The organism is Streptomyces sp. NPDC021020 (genome assembly GCF_044333285.1).
GTDB lineage: Bacteria > Actinomycetota > Actinomycetes > Streptomycetales > Streptomycetaceae > Actinacidiphila.
The window spans coordinates 226714-239592 of sequence record NZ_JBIRQQ010000012.1; the positions used below are offsets into that span (position 1 = coordinate 226714).

11 protein-coding genes are annotated in these 12879 nt (G+C 72.7%); 9 read left to right on the forward strand and 2 right to left on the reverse strand.

Translation table 11 applies throughout. The features are described from left to right. The first annotated feature begins 35 nt into the window (after window positions 1-35). From dnaJ to ACH4SL_RS31460, 4 genes are all read left to right on the forward strand, one after another. Window positions 36-1226, forward strand: coding sequence for a molecular chaperone DnaJ (gene dnaJ / locus ACH4SL_RS31445; protein WP_398451865.1), 1191 nt, complete (start codon window positions 36-38; stop codon window positions 1224-1226). 4 nt (window positions 1227-1230) lie between these two features. Beyond that, the gene (locus ACH4SL_RS31450; RefSeq protein ID WP_398451868.1) at window positions 1231-1758 is read left to right on the forward strand and encodes a heat shock protein transcriptional repressor HspR; all 528 of its coding nucleotides are present in this window, start codon (window positions 1231-1233) and stop codon (window positions 1756-1758) included. 368 nt (window positions 1759-2126) lie between these two features. Continuing rightward, entirely contained in the window at window positions 2127-4742 is a 2616-nt protein-coding gene (gene clpB / locus ACH4SL_RS31455; protein ID WP_398451871.1) for an ATP-dependent chaperone ClpB, read from the forward strand. A 108-nt stretch (window positions 4743-4850) separates the two neighbouring features. Continuing rightward, window positions 4851-5396: a YbjN domain-containing protein gene (locus tag ACH4SL_RS31460; protein WP_398451873.1), complete on the forward strand. Its 546-nt coding sequence runs from the start codon at window positions 4851-4853 to the stop codon at window positions 5394-5396. A 114-nt stretch (window positions 5397-5510) separates the two neighbouring features. Here the strand turns inward: ACH4SL_RS31460 and ACH4SL_RS31465 are convergent, their stop codons facing one another. Beyond that, window positions 5511-5885, reverse strand: coding sequence for a VOC family protein (locus ACH4SL_RS31465; protein WP_398451876.1), 375 nt, complete (start codon window positions 5883-5885; stop codon window positions 5511-5513). 148 nt (window positions 5886-6033) lie between these two features. On the opposite strand from ACH4SL_RS31465, the gene ACH4SL_RS31470 reads away from it, so the two are divergent. The 3 genes from ACH4SL_RS31470 to ACH4SL_RS31480 all read left to right on the forward strand — a co-directional run bounded on the left by ACH4SL_RS31470 (window position 6034) and on the right by ACH4SL_RS31480 (window position 8969). Beyond that, on the forward strand, window positions 6034-6825 hold the full coding sequence (locus ACH4SL_RS31470) for a vWA domain-containing protein (RefSeq protein WP_398451878.1): 792 nt from the start codon (window positions 6034-6036) through the stop codon (window positions 6823-6825). 68 nt (window positions 6826-6893) lie between these two features. Further along, a complete protein-coding gene (gene argG, locus ACH4SL_RS31475; RefSeq protein ID WP_398451881.1) occupies window positions 6894-8348 on the forward strand; it encodes an argininosuccinate synthase in 1455 nt (484 codons plus the stop codon). Window positions 8349-8531: 183 nt separating this feature from the next. Continuing rightward, complete coding sequence (locus ACH4SL_RS31480) at window positions 8532-8969, forward strand: DUF4259 domain-containing protein (RefSeq protein ID WP_398451884.1); 438 nt, start codon at window positions 8532-8534, stop codon at window positions 8967-8969. A gap of 49 nt (window positions 8970-9018) precedes the next feature. Here ACH4SL_RS31480 and ACH4SL_RS31485 read toward each other — a convergent pair whose 3' ends face one another. After that, window positions 9019-10188 (reverse strand): pyridoxal phosphate-dependent aminotransferase, encoded by a 1170-nt coding sequence (locus tag ACH4SL_RS31485; RefSeq protein WP_398451886.1) that lies wholly within the window; start codon window positions 10186-10188, stop codon window positions 9019-9021. A gap of 469 nt (window positions 10189-10657) precedes the next feature. Between ACH4SL_RS31485 and ACH4SL_RS31490 the strand changes: the two genes are divergently transcribed. Both ACH4SL_RS31490 and ACH4SL_RS31495 read left to right on the forward strand, forming a co-directional pair. Continuing rightward, window positions 10658-11179 carry a DUF2617 family protein gene (locus tag ACH4SL_RS31490; protein ID WP_031520102.1) on the forward strand — a complete coding sequence of 174 codons (522 nt, stop codon included), beginning with the start codon at window positions 10658-10660 and terminating at the stop codon, window positions 11177-11179. Between the two features lie 91 nt (window positions 11180-11270). After that, entirely contained in the window at window positions 11271-12866 is a 1596-nt protein-coding gene (locus ACH4SL_RS31495) for a polyamine aminopropyltransferase (RefSeq protein WP_398451890.1), read from the forward strand. Window positions 12867-12879: the final 13 nt, after the last annotated feature.

The window sequence follows — 12879 nt, forward strand, 5'->3', positions numbered from 1 at the left end:
GAGAGCCTTCACGGCCGGAAGGAGGGACGCCGGGGATGAGCATCAGTAGGGACCTGCTGGAAAAGGACCTGTACAAGGTCCTCGGCGTCCCCAAGGACGCCACGGATGCCGAGATCAAGAAGGCGTACCGGAAGCTCGCCCGCGAGTTCCACCCGGACGCCAACAAGGGCGACACGAAGGCCGAGGAGCGCTTCAAGGAGATCTCCGAGGCCAACGACGTCCTCTCGGACGCCAAGCGGCGCAAGGAGTACGACGAGGGCCGCGCGCTGTTCGGGAACGGCGGCTTCCGCCCGGGCCCGGGCGCGGGCGGCACCGGCGGCTTCAACTTCGACCTGGGCGACCTCTTCGGCGGCGGCGCCGGCGGCCAGGCCCCCGGCGGGGGCCAGGGCGGCGGCTTCGGCGGCGGGCTCGGGGACGTCTTCGGCGGGCTCTTCAACCGCGGCGGCGGCACACGGGTGCAGCCGCGGCGCGGCCAGGACGTCGAGTCCGAGGTCACGCTGAGCTTCACCGAGGCCGTCGACGGGGCCACCGTCCCGCTGCGGATGTCCTCGCAGGCCCCCTGCAAGGCCTGCTCCGGCACCGGCGACAAGAACGGCACGCCCCGGGTGTGCCCGACCTGCGTCGGTACGGGCCAGGTCTCGCGCGGCGGCGGGGGCGGCTTCTCGCTCACCGACCCCTGCGTGGACTGCAAGGGCCGCGGCCTGATCGCGGAGAATCCCTGCGAGGTCTGCCACGGCAGCGGGCGCGCCAAGAGCTCGCGCACCATGCAGGTCCGCATCCCGGCGGGCGTCACCGACGGGCAGCGGATCCGGCTGCGCGGCAAGGGCGCCCCCGGCGAGCGCGGCGGCCCGGCGGGCGACCTCTACGTGGTCGTGCACGTCGGGCAGCACCCGGTCTTCGGCCGCAAGGACGCCAACCTGACGGTGACCGTACCGGTCAGCTTCACGGAGGCGGCCCTCGGCGGCGAGGTCAAGGTGCCCACGCTCGGCGGCCCGCCGGTCACCCTCAAGCTCCCGCCGGGCACCCCCAACGGCCGCACCCTGCGCGCCCGCGGCAAGGGCGCCGTCCGCAAGGACGGCACGCGCGGCGACCTGCTCGTCACCGTCGAGGTGGCGGTGCCGGACAAGAGCGAGGGCAAGGCGCTCGACGCGCTGGAGGCCTACCGGGAGGCGACCGCGGACTTCGACCCGCGGGCCGAGCTGTTCAAGGCGGCAAAGGGAGCGTGAACGGATGAGCATCGACGGCCGGACGGACGGTACGGCGCCGGGCCCGCGCGGCAGCGGCGGCCCCCGCGTCCCGCGGGGTACGGGCGGTGCCCCGCGCGGGCGCAACCCGTACCAGCTCACCGAGGAGACCCCGGTCTACGTCATCTCCGTGGCGGCCGAGCTGTCCGGGCTGCATCCGCAGACCCTGCGGCAGTACGACCGCCTCGGCCTGGTCTCGCCCGACCGCACGGCCGGGCGGGGCCGCCGCTACTCCGCACGGGACATCGACCAGCTGCGCGAGGTGCAGCGGCTCTCCCAGGACGACGGCATCAACCTGGCCGGCATCAAGCGCATCATCGAGCTGGAGAACCAGGTCGCCGCCCTCCAGGCGCGCGTCGCCGAGCTGACCGCGACGGTGGAGGGCGCGGCGGCCCTCATCCAGCAGCGCGAGGCCGCGGTCCACGCGTCCTACCGCCGCGATCTCGTCCCCTACCAGGACGTCCAGCACACCAGCGCGCTGGTCGTCTGGCGCCCCAAGCGCGACGGCGCGTAGGCGCCTGACGGCGCCGTTTGACGGAGGGGCTCGCCCCCCTTTCCCCGCCCGCCGGGCGCGGGCTGCGGGCTGCCCTCTGCGGAGGGCGGTGCTTTTCAGGGGCGCGTGGGGGTGCCTCCCGGGCGGAGCCTGGGGGAGAACTGCGCGAGCAACCCACCACCGGCCGGTGGTCCGGAAACGACAGCAACTGCCCCCTCGGGCCGGTGACAACCCGCGCCACCGTCGTGGCTGAGCGCGCAGTTCTCCCCCAGGCTCCGCCCGGGAGGTACCCCCACGCGCCCCTGAAAACGCCCACCCCACGGCGCCGCCGCGCCCTCACCGCGGGGGCGGGCCAGAATGAAACCAATACCCCGAGGAGGATCCGCTCCGTGGACGCCGAGCTGACGAACAAGAGCCGGGAAGCGCTCAACGCCGCCGACACCCGGGCCGTCTCCGAGGGCAACCCGGACCTCACGCCCGCCCACCTGCTGCTCGCGCTGCTGAGCGGCGCGGACAACGAGAACGTGCTGGACCTGCTCGCCGCCGTCGGGGCCGATCCGGCGGGGCTGCGCGCGGAGGCGGAGCAGCTGGTCGAGCGGCTGCCGAAGGTGCAGGGGTCGACCGTGGCCCCGCCGCAGGCCAACCGCGAGCTGCTCGCCGTCGTCGCGGACGCGGCGGAGCGGGCCAAGGAGCTCGGGGACGCGTACCTTTCGACCGAGCACCTGCTCATCGGCATCGCCGTCAAGGGCGGCGCGGCCGGCGAGCTGCTCACCCGCCAGGGGGCCGGCGGCAAGCAGCTGCTGGCCGCCTTCGAGACCGCCCGTGGGGGGCAGCGCGTGACCAGCCAGGATCCCGAAGGCACGTACAAGGCGCTGGAGAAGTACGGCACCGACTTCACCGCGGCCGCCCGCGAGGGCCGGCTGGATCCGGTGATCGGCCGCGACCAGGAGATCCGCCGGGTCGTGCAGGTGCTCTCCCGGCGCACGAAGAACAACCCGGTGCTGATCGGCGAGCCCGGCGTCGGCAAGACCGCCGTCGTCGAGGGCCTGGCGCAGCGCATCGTCAAGGGCGACGTGCCCGAGTCGCTGCGCAACAAGCGGCTGGTCTCGCTCGACCTCGGCGCGATGGTCGCGGGCGCGAAGTACCGCGGGGAGTTCGAGGAGCGGCTGAAGGCCGTGCTCGCCGAGATCAAGGACAGCGACGGGCGGATCGTCACCTTCATCGACGAGCTGCACACGGTCGTCGGCACGGGCGCCGGCGGCGACTCGGCGATGGACGCGGGCAACATGCTCAAGCCGATGCTGGCGCGCGGCGAACTGCGCATGGTCGGCGCGACGACGCTGGACGAATACCGCGAGCGGATCGAGAAGGACCCGGCGCTGGAGCGCCGCTTCCAGCAGGTGCTGGTCGCCGAGCCGACCGTGGAGGACACGGTCGCGATCCTGCGCGGCCTCAAGGGCCGCTACGAGGCGCACCACAAGGTCCAGATCGCCGACTCCGCGCTGGTCGCCGCGGCCACCCTGTCCGACCGCTACATCACCTCGCGCTTCCTGCCCGACAAGGCCATCGACCTGGTCGACGAGTCCGCGTCCCGGCTGCGGATGGAGATCGACTCCTCGCCCGTCGAGATCGACGAGCTGCAGCGCTCCGTCGACCGGCTGCGCATGGAGGAGATGGCGCTGCGCAGCGAGACCGACCCGGCGTCCGTCCAGCGGCTGGACAAGCTGCGCAAGGACCTCGCCGACCGGGAGGAGGAGCTGCGCGGGCTGACCGCCCGCTGGGAGAAGGAGAAGCAGGGCCTCAACCGGGTCGGCGAGCTCAAGGAGCGCCTCGACGACATCGACACCCGTATCGACCGCGCCCAGCGCGACGGCGACTTCGAGACCGCCTCCAAGCTGCTCTACGCCGAGAAGCCCAGGCTGGAGGCCGAGCTGGAGGCGGCGACACGGGAGGAGCAGGAGGCCGCCGCGCAGGAGACGATGGTCAAGGAGGAGGTCGGCCCGGACGACATCGCCGACGTGATCGCCGCCTGGACCGGCATCCCGGCGGGTCGGCTGCTGGAGGGCGAGACGCAGAAGCTGCTGCGGATGGAGGACGAGCTGGGCCGCCGGCTCATCGGCCAGGCCGAGGCGGTGCGCGCGGTGTCCGACGCGGTACGCCGCTCCCGCTCCGGCATCGCCGACCCCGACCGCCCGACCGGCTCCTTCCTCTTCCTCGGCCCGACCGGCGTCGGCAAGACCGAGCTGGCCAAGGCGCTCGCCGACTTCCTCTTCGACGACGAGCGGGCCATGGTCCGCATCGACATGAGCGAGTACGGCGAGAAGCACTCGGTCGCGCGGCTGGTCGGCGCCCCGCCCGGATACGTGGGCTACGAGGAGGGCGGCCAGCTCACCGAGGCGGTGCGCCGCCGCCCGTACAGCGTGGTGCTGCTCGACGAGGTCGAGAAGGCGCACCCGGAGGTCTTCGACGTCCTGCTCCAGGTGCTCGACGACGGGCGGCTCACCGACGGCCAGGGCCGTACGGTCGACTTCCGGAACGTGATCCTCATCCTGACCTCCAACCTCGGCAGCCAGTACCTGGTGGACCCGGCGCTCACCGAGGACCAGAAGCGGGAGAACGTGCTGAGCACGGTGCGGGCGTCCTTCAAGCCGGAATTCCTCAACCGGCTCGACGACACCGTGGTCTTCTCCGCGCTCGGCAAGGAGGAGCTGCGCAGGATCGCCCGGCTCCAGACCGACCGGCTCGCCGCCCGGCTGAAGGACCGCAGGCTCGGCCTGGAGGTCACCGACGCGGCGCTGGACTGGCTGGCCGAGGAGGGCAACGACCCGGCGTACGGCGCCCGGCCGCTGCGCCGCCTGGTGCAGACCGCGATCGGCGACCCGCTGGCCCGCGAGCTGCTCGCCGGGGAGATCCGGGACGGGCAGACCGTACGGGTCGACCGTGCCGCGGGCGGGCTGATCGTCGGCGCGGCCACCGGTCCGGCGGGGCCCGACCTCAGCAAGTGACGGCCGCTGCCGCCCGGTGACCAGCGCCGGGCCCGCGCGCCCCGGGGTTTCCCCCTGGGGGTGCGGATGAGGGAGGATGGCAGTCAGACGTCACGAAGGGACTTCACGGTGAGCATCGACCCGTCCTCGATTCCTAATTTCGGGGGACAGCCGGACCCCTCGTCCGCTGGCAACAGCGGTGTGGTCATCCCCGACCAGGACCTGGTCAAGCAGCTGCTCGACCAGATGGAGCTGAAGCACCTGGTCGACGAGGAGGGTGACCTCGTCGCGCCCTGGGAGGACTTCCGCACGTACTTCATGTTCCGCGGCGAGGACGAGCAGGCGGTCTTCGCCGTCCGGACCTTCTACGACCGTCCGTTCGAGGTCGACGACAAGGCGCAGCTGCACGAGGTCATCGACGACTGGAACCGCCGCACGCTGTGGCCGAAGGTCTACACCCACACCAACGACGACGGCGGCGTCCGCCTCGTCGGCGAGGCCCAGCTGATGATCGGGCTGGGCGTCGGTCTGGAGCACTTCGTGTCCAGCACGGTGAGCTGGGTGCGCGCGTCGATCGAGTTCGACAAGTGGGTCGTGGACACGCTGGGCCTGGCGAAGGACACCGACGAGGCCGCCGAGGGCGGCGAAGGCGGCGAGGACTCCGCGGAGGACTGACCCCGCGCGGAGGCCCGACCACGGCCTCCCGCCGCGTACCGACGGAGAAGCCCGGCCCCCCGTGCGGCCGGGCTTCTCCGCGCTCCCGCGGTGGCTCCGCGGTCGCACCGCGGCTCAGGCGGACTCCTCCAGCACGGAGAGCACGTTGCCCGCGGGGTCGGTGAACCAGGCGATGAGCGGGCCGCCGCCGCGGAAGATCCCCCGCTCGTCCGCCGGCAGCTGCTCGTAGCGCGCGAAGCGCACCCCGCGCCGCCCCAGCTCGTCGACCGCCGCCTCGATGTCGGGGACGGGGAAGTTGAGGACGGTGAACGTCGCGGGCCGGTGGTCCGGCTTCGGGTAGACCAGGACGTCCCGGTCGCCCGCGAGGTGCAGTGTCAGCAGCCCGTTCTGCCGCGACACCTTCAGCCCCAGCGTGTCGCCGTAGAACGCCGCCGCGGCCTCGATGTCGTCGACCGAGAAACCGCTGAACGCCTTCGTCGACTCGAACATGATCGCCTCCTGTAGGTCGTGGGTCGTGAGGTCGTGGGTCGTGAGGTCGTGCCTACGAGTGCAGACCGCCGCGGCGCCGGGAAGTCATCGGTCGGTGCGGGCGCGACCGCGTGCGCCCCGGCGCCGGGCAGGAGGAGAATCCCGGCCCATGGCCATCGATTACCGCAAGGCGCCCCGGATCGACTACCGCAAGCCGCCCCGCGCGGAACGGAGCGGTACCGGTCCCGCCGTCAGCCTGGAGAAGGTCGCCGCCAGCGCCCCCGGGCTGGTCAGCCTCTTCAAGACCGCGACCGTCTCGCTGGAGAAGCACGCGGTCGCCGGCGAGCGGGCGGCCGTCTACCTCGTCCTCGACCGCTCCGGCAGCATGCGGCCCTACTACCGGGACGGCTCCGTGCAGCACCTGGCCGAGCAGACCCTCGCGCTCGCCGCCAACCTCGACGACGACGGGGTGGTGCCGGTCGTCTTCTTCTCCACCGAGGTCGACGGCACCGCCGAGATGGGCCTGGACGACTACCGGGACCGCATCGGCCCGCTGCACGCATCCATGGGCCACATGGGGCGCACCAACTACCACCTGGCCATGCAGGCCGTGATCGACCACTACCAGGCCTGCGGTGCGACCGACCCCGCCTTCGTCGTCTTCCAGACCGACGGCTCGCCGACCTCGAAGGCCGCGGCCGAGCACGTGCTGTGCGTGTCCGCGCGGCTACCGATCTTCTGGCAGTTCGTGGGCTTCGGCGCCGACGAATTCCGCTTCCTCCGCAAGCTCGACGACCTGCCGGTGCCGGGCCGCCGGCTCGTCGACAACGCCGGTTTCTTCGCCGCGGGCGCCACCCCGAAGGCGCTCTCCGACGCGGAGCTGTACGACAGCCTGCTCGGCGAATTCCCCGACTGGCTCACCGCGGCCCGCGCCGCGGGCATCCTGCCGGAGCGGGGGTGACAGGGCGGCGGCCGGGTGCTCCGGAAAGGGGCTTTGCATGAGCATGCGTTGGTGTGCATAATATTTCCATGTCCAAGGTCCTCACCTCCCTTCCTGTCGGCGAGCGCGTCGGCATCGCCTTCTCCGGTGGCCTCGACACCTCGGTCGCGGTCGCGTGGATGCGCGACAAGGGCGCTGTCCCCTGCACCTACACCGCCGACATAGGCCAGTACGACGAGCCCGACATCGCGTCGGTGCCCGGGCGTGCCAAGGCCTACGGCGCCGAGGTCGCGCGGCTGGTCGACTGCCGTGCGGCGCTGGTCGAGGAGGGCCTGGCCGCGCTCACCTGCGGGGCCTTCCACATCCGCTCCGGCGGGCGGGCGTACTTCAACACCACGCCGCTCGGCCGCGCCGTCACCGGCACCATGCTGGTGCGGGCGATGCTGGAGGACGACGTCCAGATCTGGGGCGACGGCTCGACCTTCAAGGGCAACGACATCGAGCGGTTCTACCGCTACGGCCTGCTCGCCAACCCGCACCTGCGGATCTACAAGCCCTGGCTGGACGCGGACTTCGTGACCGAGCTGGGCGGCCGCAAGGAGATGTCGGAGTGGCTGCTCGCCCACGAGCTGCCCTACCGCGACAGCACGGAGAAGGCGTATTCCACCGACGCCAACATCTGGGGCGCCACGCACGAGGCGAAGACCCTGGAGCACCTGAACACCGGCGTCGAGACCGTCGACCCGATCATGGGCGTGCGCTTCTGGGACCCGTCGGTCGAGATCGCCACCGAGGACGTGACGATCGGCTTCGACCAGGGCCGCCCGGTCAGCGTCAACGGCAAGGACTTCGCGACCCCCGTCGACCTGGTGTCCGAGGTCAACGCGATCGGCGGGCGGCACGGCCTGGGCATGTCCGACCAGATCGAGAACCGGATCATCGAGGCCAAGAGCCGCGGCATCTACGAGGCCCCGGGCATGGCGCTGCTGCACACGGCGTACGAGCGCCTCGTCAACGCGATCCACAACGAGGACACCCTCGCGCAGTACCACACCGAGGGACGCCGCCTCGGCCGGCTGATGTACGAGGGCCGCTGGCTGGACCCGCAGGCGCTGATGATCCGCGAGTCCCTGCAGCGCTGGGTCGGCGCCGCCGTCACCGGCGAGGTGACCCTGCGGCTGCGGCGCGGCGAGGACTACTCCGTCCTCGACACGACCGGCCCGGCCTTCAGCTACCACCCGGACAAGCTGTCCATGGAGCGCACCGTGGACTCCGCGTTCGGCCCGGTGGACCGGATCGGCCAGCTCACCATGCGCAACCTGGACATCGCCGACTCCCGCGCCAAGCTGGAGCAGTACGCCCAGCTCGGCCTCGTCGGCTCCGGCAGCCTCGCCATCGGCCCGGTGCAGGAGCCCGCACCCGGCCTGATCGAGACCATGCCGGAACTCCCCGAGGGCGGCGCCGAGGTCATCGCCTCCCGCGGCGAGCCCGAGCCCGACGACGCGCTGCTCGACCGCGCGGCGATGGAGTTCGGCACCGACTGACCGACCCCGTCGGCCTCTTGCCCGCCCCGGCCCCGCCCGCACCCAGCCGCGCGCGGGGCCGGGCCCTCCCGGTGGGGACACGCCCTGGTGCCCGACCGGGACCGCGGTGCCCGCTGTGGCCGCCGTCAGGTGCGCGTGAAGAGCGGTTCGTCCCAGCCGCGGTTCGTCATCCGAGGAGATCACGTGGGCACCTGGGACATCGGCCCCTTCGACAACGACACGGCGGCCGACTTCGCCGGCGACCTGGACGAGGCCGCGGTGGAAGAGCGCGAGCCCATGATCCGCAGCGTCTTGGAACGCGCCGTCGCTGCCAAGGAGTTTCTGGAGACCCCTGACGCCGAGCGAGCCGTCGCCGCCGTGGCCCTGGTCGTCGCGCAGCTCCCCGACGGTGCGCCCGCGCATGCGAACTACGGCCCGTCGGAACCCCTGCCCGTTCTCCCCGCAGACCTCCGGACGCTCGCGGTCGAAGCCCTGGACCGGGTGGTCGCCGAGTCATCCGAAATCGCCGAATTGTGGGACGACGTTCCGGACGGGCGGAAGTGGCGCCAGGACGTCACCCGCCTCCGCGACGTCCTCGAACCCCCGATCCCTCCGCAGGAAGAAGCCCTCTTCGTGCGCTGACCGTTGGTGTCCGAGCCACGTGGCTGGAGGGCAAGCGCGCGCAGCGCGCTCAGCCGCCGAAGGCCTTGCGGAGCCTCGACGCGGCCTCGGTGAGGACGGCGTGCTGTTTGCAGAAGGCGAAGCGGACCTGGGTGCGGCCCGCCGTGGGGTGGTCGTAGAAGACGGAGTTGGGGACGGCGACGACGCCGGCGCGGGTGGGGAGGGTGCGGCAGAAGGTGAGGGCGTCGGTTTCGCCGAAGGGGGTGATGTCGGTGGTGATGAAGTACGTGCCCTGGGGTTCGTAGACCTGGAAGCCCGCGTCGCGCAGGCCGGCGTCGAGGAGGTCGCGTTTGGTCCGGAGGTCGTCGCGGAAGGCTGCGTAGTACGGGTCGGGCAGCGCCAGAGCCTCCGCGATCGCGTACTGGAAGGGGCCCGAGGCGACGTAGGTGAGGAACTGCTTCGTGGTGCGGACGGCCGCGACCAGCTCGGGGGAGCCCGTCACCCAGCCGACCTTCCAGCCCGTGAACGAGAAGGTCTTGCCCGCCGAGGAGATGGAGACCGTCCGGTCGCGCATGCCGGGCAGCGAGATCAGCGGGGTGTGCTCCCCGTCGAAGACCAGGTGCTCGTAGACCTCGTCGGTGACCACCAGCAGGTCGCGTTCGACGGCGAGTTGGGCGATGGCTGTCAACTCGTCGCGGGTGAGGACCATGCCGGTGGGGTTGTGGGGGGAGTTGAGGAGCAGCAGGCGGGTGCGCGGGGTCACGGCCGCACGCAGCGCGTCCAGGTCGGGGCGGAAGTCGGGGGCGCGCAGAGTCAGCGGGACGCGGACGCCGCCGGCCATTGCGATGCTCGCCGCGTAGGAGTCGTAGAAGGGCTCGAACGCGATGACCTCGTCGCCCGGTTCGAGCAGCGCGAGCATCGCCGCCGCGATGGCCTCGGTCGCGCCCGCGGTGACCAGGACCTCGGTGTCGGGGTCGAACTCCAGTCCGTAGAAGCGGCGTTGGTGCTCGGCGATGGCGGCGCGCAGCTCGGGCACGCCCGCGCCGGGCGGGTACTGGTTGCCGCGGCCGTCGCGCAGCGCCCGTACCGCGGCCTCGCGTACCGACTCCGGGCCGTCCGTGTCGGGGAAACCCTGTCCGAGGTTGATCGCGCCGGTCTCCACCGCCAGTGCCGACATCTCGGCGAAGATCGTCGTCCCGAGGCCCTCCAGCCTGCGGTTCAGCAGCGGCCTGCCGTTCATCTGTGCACCGTCCTCGGAAGTGATGCCCTGCGCGTGGCGCCCTTCGCCAGACGATACGGGGCCGCTCCCGCGCCGCGCTGCGCCGCCGTCCCGCGGGCCGCACCGCGTTACCCCAAGTTCCTTGATCCTGTGGCCGGTTGGACGTTCTCGTAGGGACCGGCAACCGGGGGCGTCAAGGTGGAAGCGGGTGAACACGTGACCCCGTGGGCGCTCCAAGGGATGGAAAGTGCGCACAGATCGGTAAAAACGCTGAAGGTGGCCAGTGATTCATGATTCCGTAGTTCTCGGACCCATTTCGAGGGCTTCGGCGGGGACCATCCGGAGGCTGCGCAGACTCCTTCCCTGGCTTCGCCGGCTCCTCGCGCCGCCGGGTCCAGGACCCCACGTGGGCACGAGCCGACGCGCGCCCGCCCCGTTGCCGGGCGCGACCGGCCCATGACATTCCACTGCGTGCTTGCGGAGCCGACCCATGCTCACCACCTTGCAAACCTCCTACACCGACACCCGCGCGGGCGACCTCGCCTGGTGTCTGGGCAAAGACCCGCTACCCGCGCTCGCCGTGCTGAACGTCGAGGTCGGGGACGGCCGCCGGCTGCGTGCCAAGGTCGAATTACGTCTGCTGGGCGCCTCCCACCAGGTCCTGGTGGACGCGGGCGGCGGCGACTGCTCGGAGACCGTGGCCTGCATGCCCGGCAGCCAGGCGCCGCTGCCCTTCGGGGTCGCCCGCCGGGTGGGGGCCTGGGACTACGAGTTCGCGGCGCGTATCGAGACGCTGTCGCAGGGCTCGTTCGCCGGCCGCGCCCAGGAACTGCTCGCGCTGGTCGCCGACCACCCGCACGGTCTGGCCGGGACCTTCCCGGGCGATCCGCACGCGTTCACCGCGATGCTCGTGCAGTACGCCGACGGGGGAGTGCGCTGGCGCACCTGGCACGCGTACCCGCAGGAGGGGCGGCTGGTCACCACCAGGACCCGGGTGAACGCGCTGGCCTGACCCGAACGATGCCCCCGCCGCACCGCCGGCAGCCGGTTTTGCACTCCTGTGGGTGACCGGCGACGGCTCCACACTGACATAGCGTGCACTCATGATCGACCAGCGCCACCGCAGCGAACTCCCGCGCCTCGCCTCCCGGTTACCGGTGACGGCACGGGTGGCGAGGGCGCTGGTGCTCGCCGCCGTCTTCGTGTGCGCCGCCTGCGGGCTGGTCTACGAGCTGGAGCTGGTGGCGCTCGCCTCCTCCCTGCTGGGCGACTCGGTCACGCAGGCGTCGGTGATCCTGTCGGTGATGGTCTTCGCGATGGGCTGCGGCTCGCTGCTGGCAAAACGGTTACGCGCCCGGGCCGCCGCCGCGTTCGCCGCCGTCGAGACCGGACTCGCCCTGATCGGCGGGCTGTCGGTGATGGTGCTCTACGCGCTCTTCGCGTGGTTCGGGCATGCGACCCTGCCGATAGTCGGCTGCGCCTTCGCCATCGGCGTGCTCACCGGGGCCGAGGTGCCGCTGCTGATGACGCTGGTGCAGCGGGTACGGCGGCAGGACGCGGGCGGCGCGGTCGCCGACCTCTTCGCCGCCGACTACGTGGGCGCGCTCGTCGGCGGGCTCGCCTTCCCCTTCCTGCTGCTGCCGCACGCCGGGCAGCTCACCGGCGCGCTCGCCACCGGCGCGGTCAACGCGGTGGCGGGCGGCGCGACCGTGCTGTGGCTCTTCCGCGGCGACCTGACCCGGCGCGCCCGCGGCTGGCTGCTGCTCGCGAACGTCCTGGTCCTCGCCCTGCTCGCGGGCGCCGCGGCGGTGGCCGGGCCCTTCGAGCGGGCCGCCCGCCGGGAGGTCTACGGCGGGGACGTCCGGGTCGCCGAGCAGACCGGCGTCGAGGAGATCGTCCTCACCGGCGGCGACACCCCCGGCCACCCGCTGCGCCTCTACCTGGACGGCCGGCTGCGGGTCTCCGGCGCCACCACCGCCCGCTACGCCCAGGCCCTGGTCCACCCGGCGATGGACGGCACCCGCACCCGGGTGCTGCTGCTCGGCGGCGGCGACGGCCAGGCCCTGCGCGAGGTGCTGCGCTACCCGGACGTCGGCGGCGTCACCGTCGTCCAGCCCGACGCCGAGCTGCTCCGGCTCGCCCGCACCGACCCCGGCCTCAGCCGCGCCAACGGCCACGCCTTCGCCGACCCGCGGGTGCGCACCGTCACCGCCGACCCCTTCGACTGGCTGCGCCGCGGCCGTACCGCGCCATACGACGTGATCGTCGCCGACCTCCCGGACCCGGGGACGACGGCCAGCGCCAAGCTCTACTCGCAGGAGTTCTTCGGGCTCGCCGCCCGCGCGCTGGCCCCCGGCGGACGGCTCGCCGTGCGCGCCGGGACGGCGGCGGGCACGGCGCACACGTTCTGGACGATCGAGGCGACCGTCACCGCGGTGGGGCTGCGCGCCTCGCCGTACTGGCTGCCCGCCGCCGCCCCGGGCACCGCCCTCACCCCCGCCGCCACCGCTGCCGCCGCCGACCAGGCCTACCTGCTCGCCGCCCGCACCGCGCCGCCCGCGCTGCGGCTGCCGCCCCGCACCCCGTCCACCCTCACCTCGCGCGCCCTGCGGCAGGCCGCCCGCGCCCCCCTCCCCACCCGCCCCAGCCGCGCCCTGCCCCCGTCGACCCTGCTGCGCCCGCGCGTCCCGACGGGCTGACGCGGGGCGCCAA

Coding starts and splice junctions, on each gene's coding strand:
- argG (WP_398451881.1), top strand. CDS start 6,894: ATGTCCAAGGTCCTCACCTCCCTTCCTGTCGGCGAGCGCGTCGGCATC.
- ACH4SL_RS31490 (WP_031520102.1), top strand. CDS start 10,658: ATGCTCACCACCTTGCAAACCTCCTACACCGACACCCGCGCGGGCGAC.
- ACH4SL_RS31495 (WP_398451890.1), top strand. CDS start 11,271: ATGATCGACCAGCGCCACCGCAGCGAACTCCCGCGCCTCGCCTCCCGG.
- ACH4SL_RS31470 (WP_398451878.1), top strand. CDS start 6,034: ATGGCCATCGATTACCGCAAGGCGCCCCGGATCGACTACCGCAAGCCG.
- dnaJ (WP_398451865.1), top strand. CDS start 36: ATGAGCATCAGTAGGGACCTGCTGGAAAAGGACCTGTACAAGGTCCTC.
- ACH4SL_RS31485 (WP_398451886.1), bottom strand. CDS start 10,188: ATGAACGGCAGGCCGCTGCTGAACCGCAGGCTGGAGGGCCTCGGGACG.
- ACH4SL_RS31465 (WP_398451876.1), bottom strand. CDS start 5,885: ATGTTCGAGTCGACGAAGGCGTTCAGCGGTTTCTCGGTCGACGACATC.
- ACH4SL_RS31450 (WP_398451868.1), top strand. CDS start 1,231: ATGAGCATCGACGGCCGGACGGACGGTACGGCGCCGGGCCCGCGCGGC.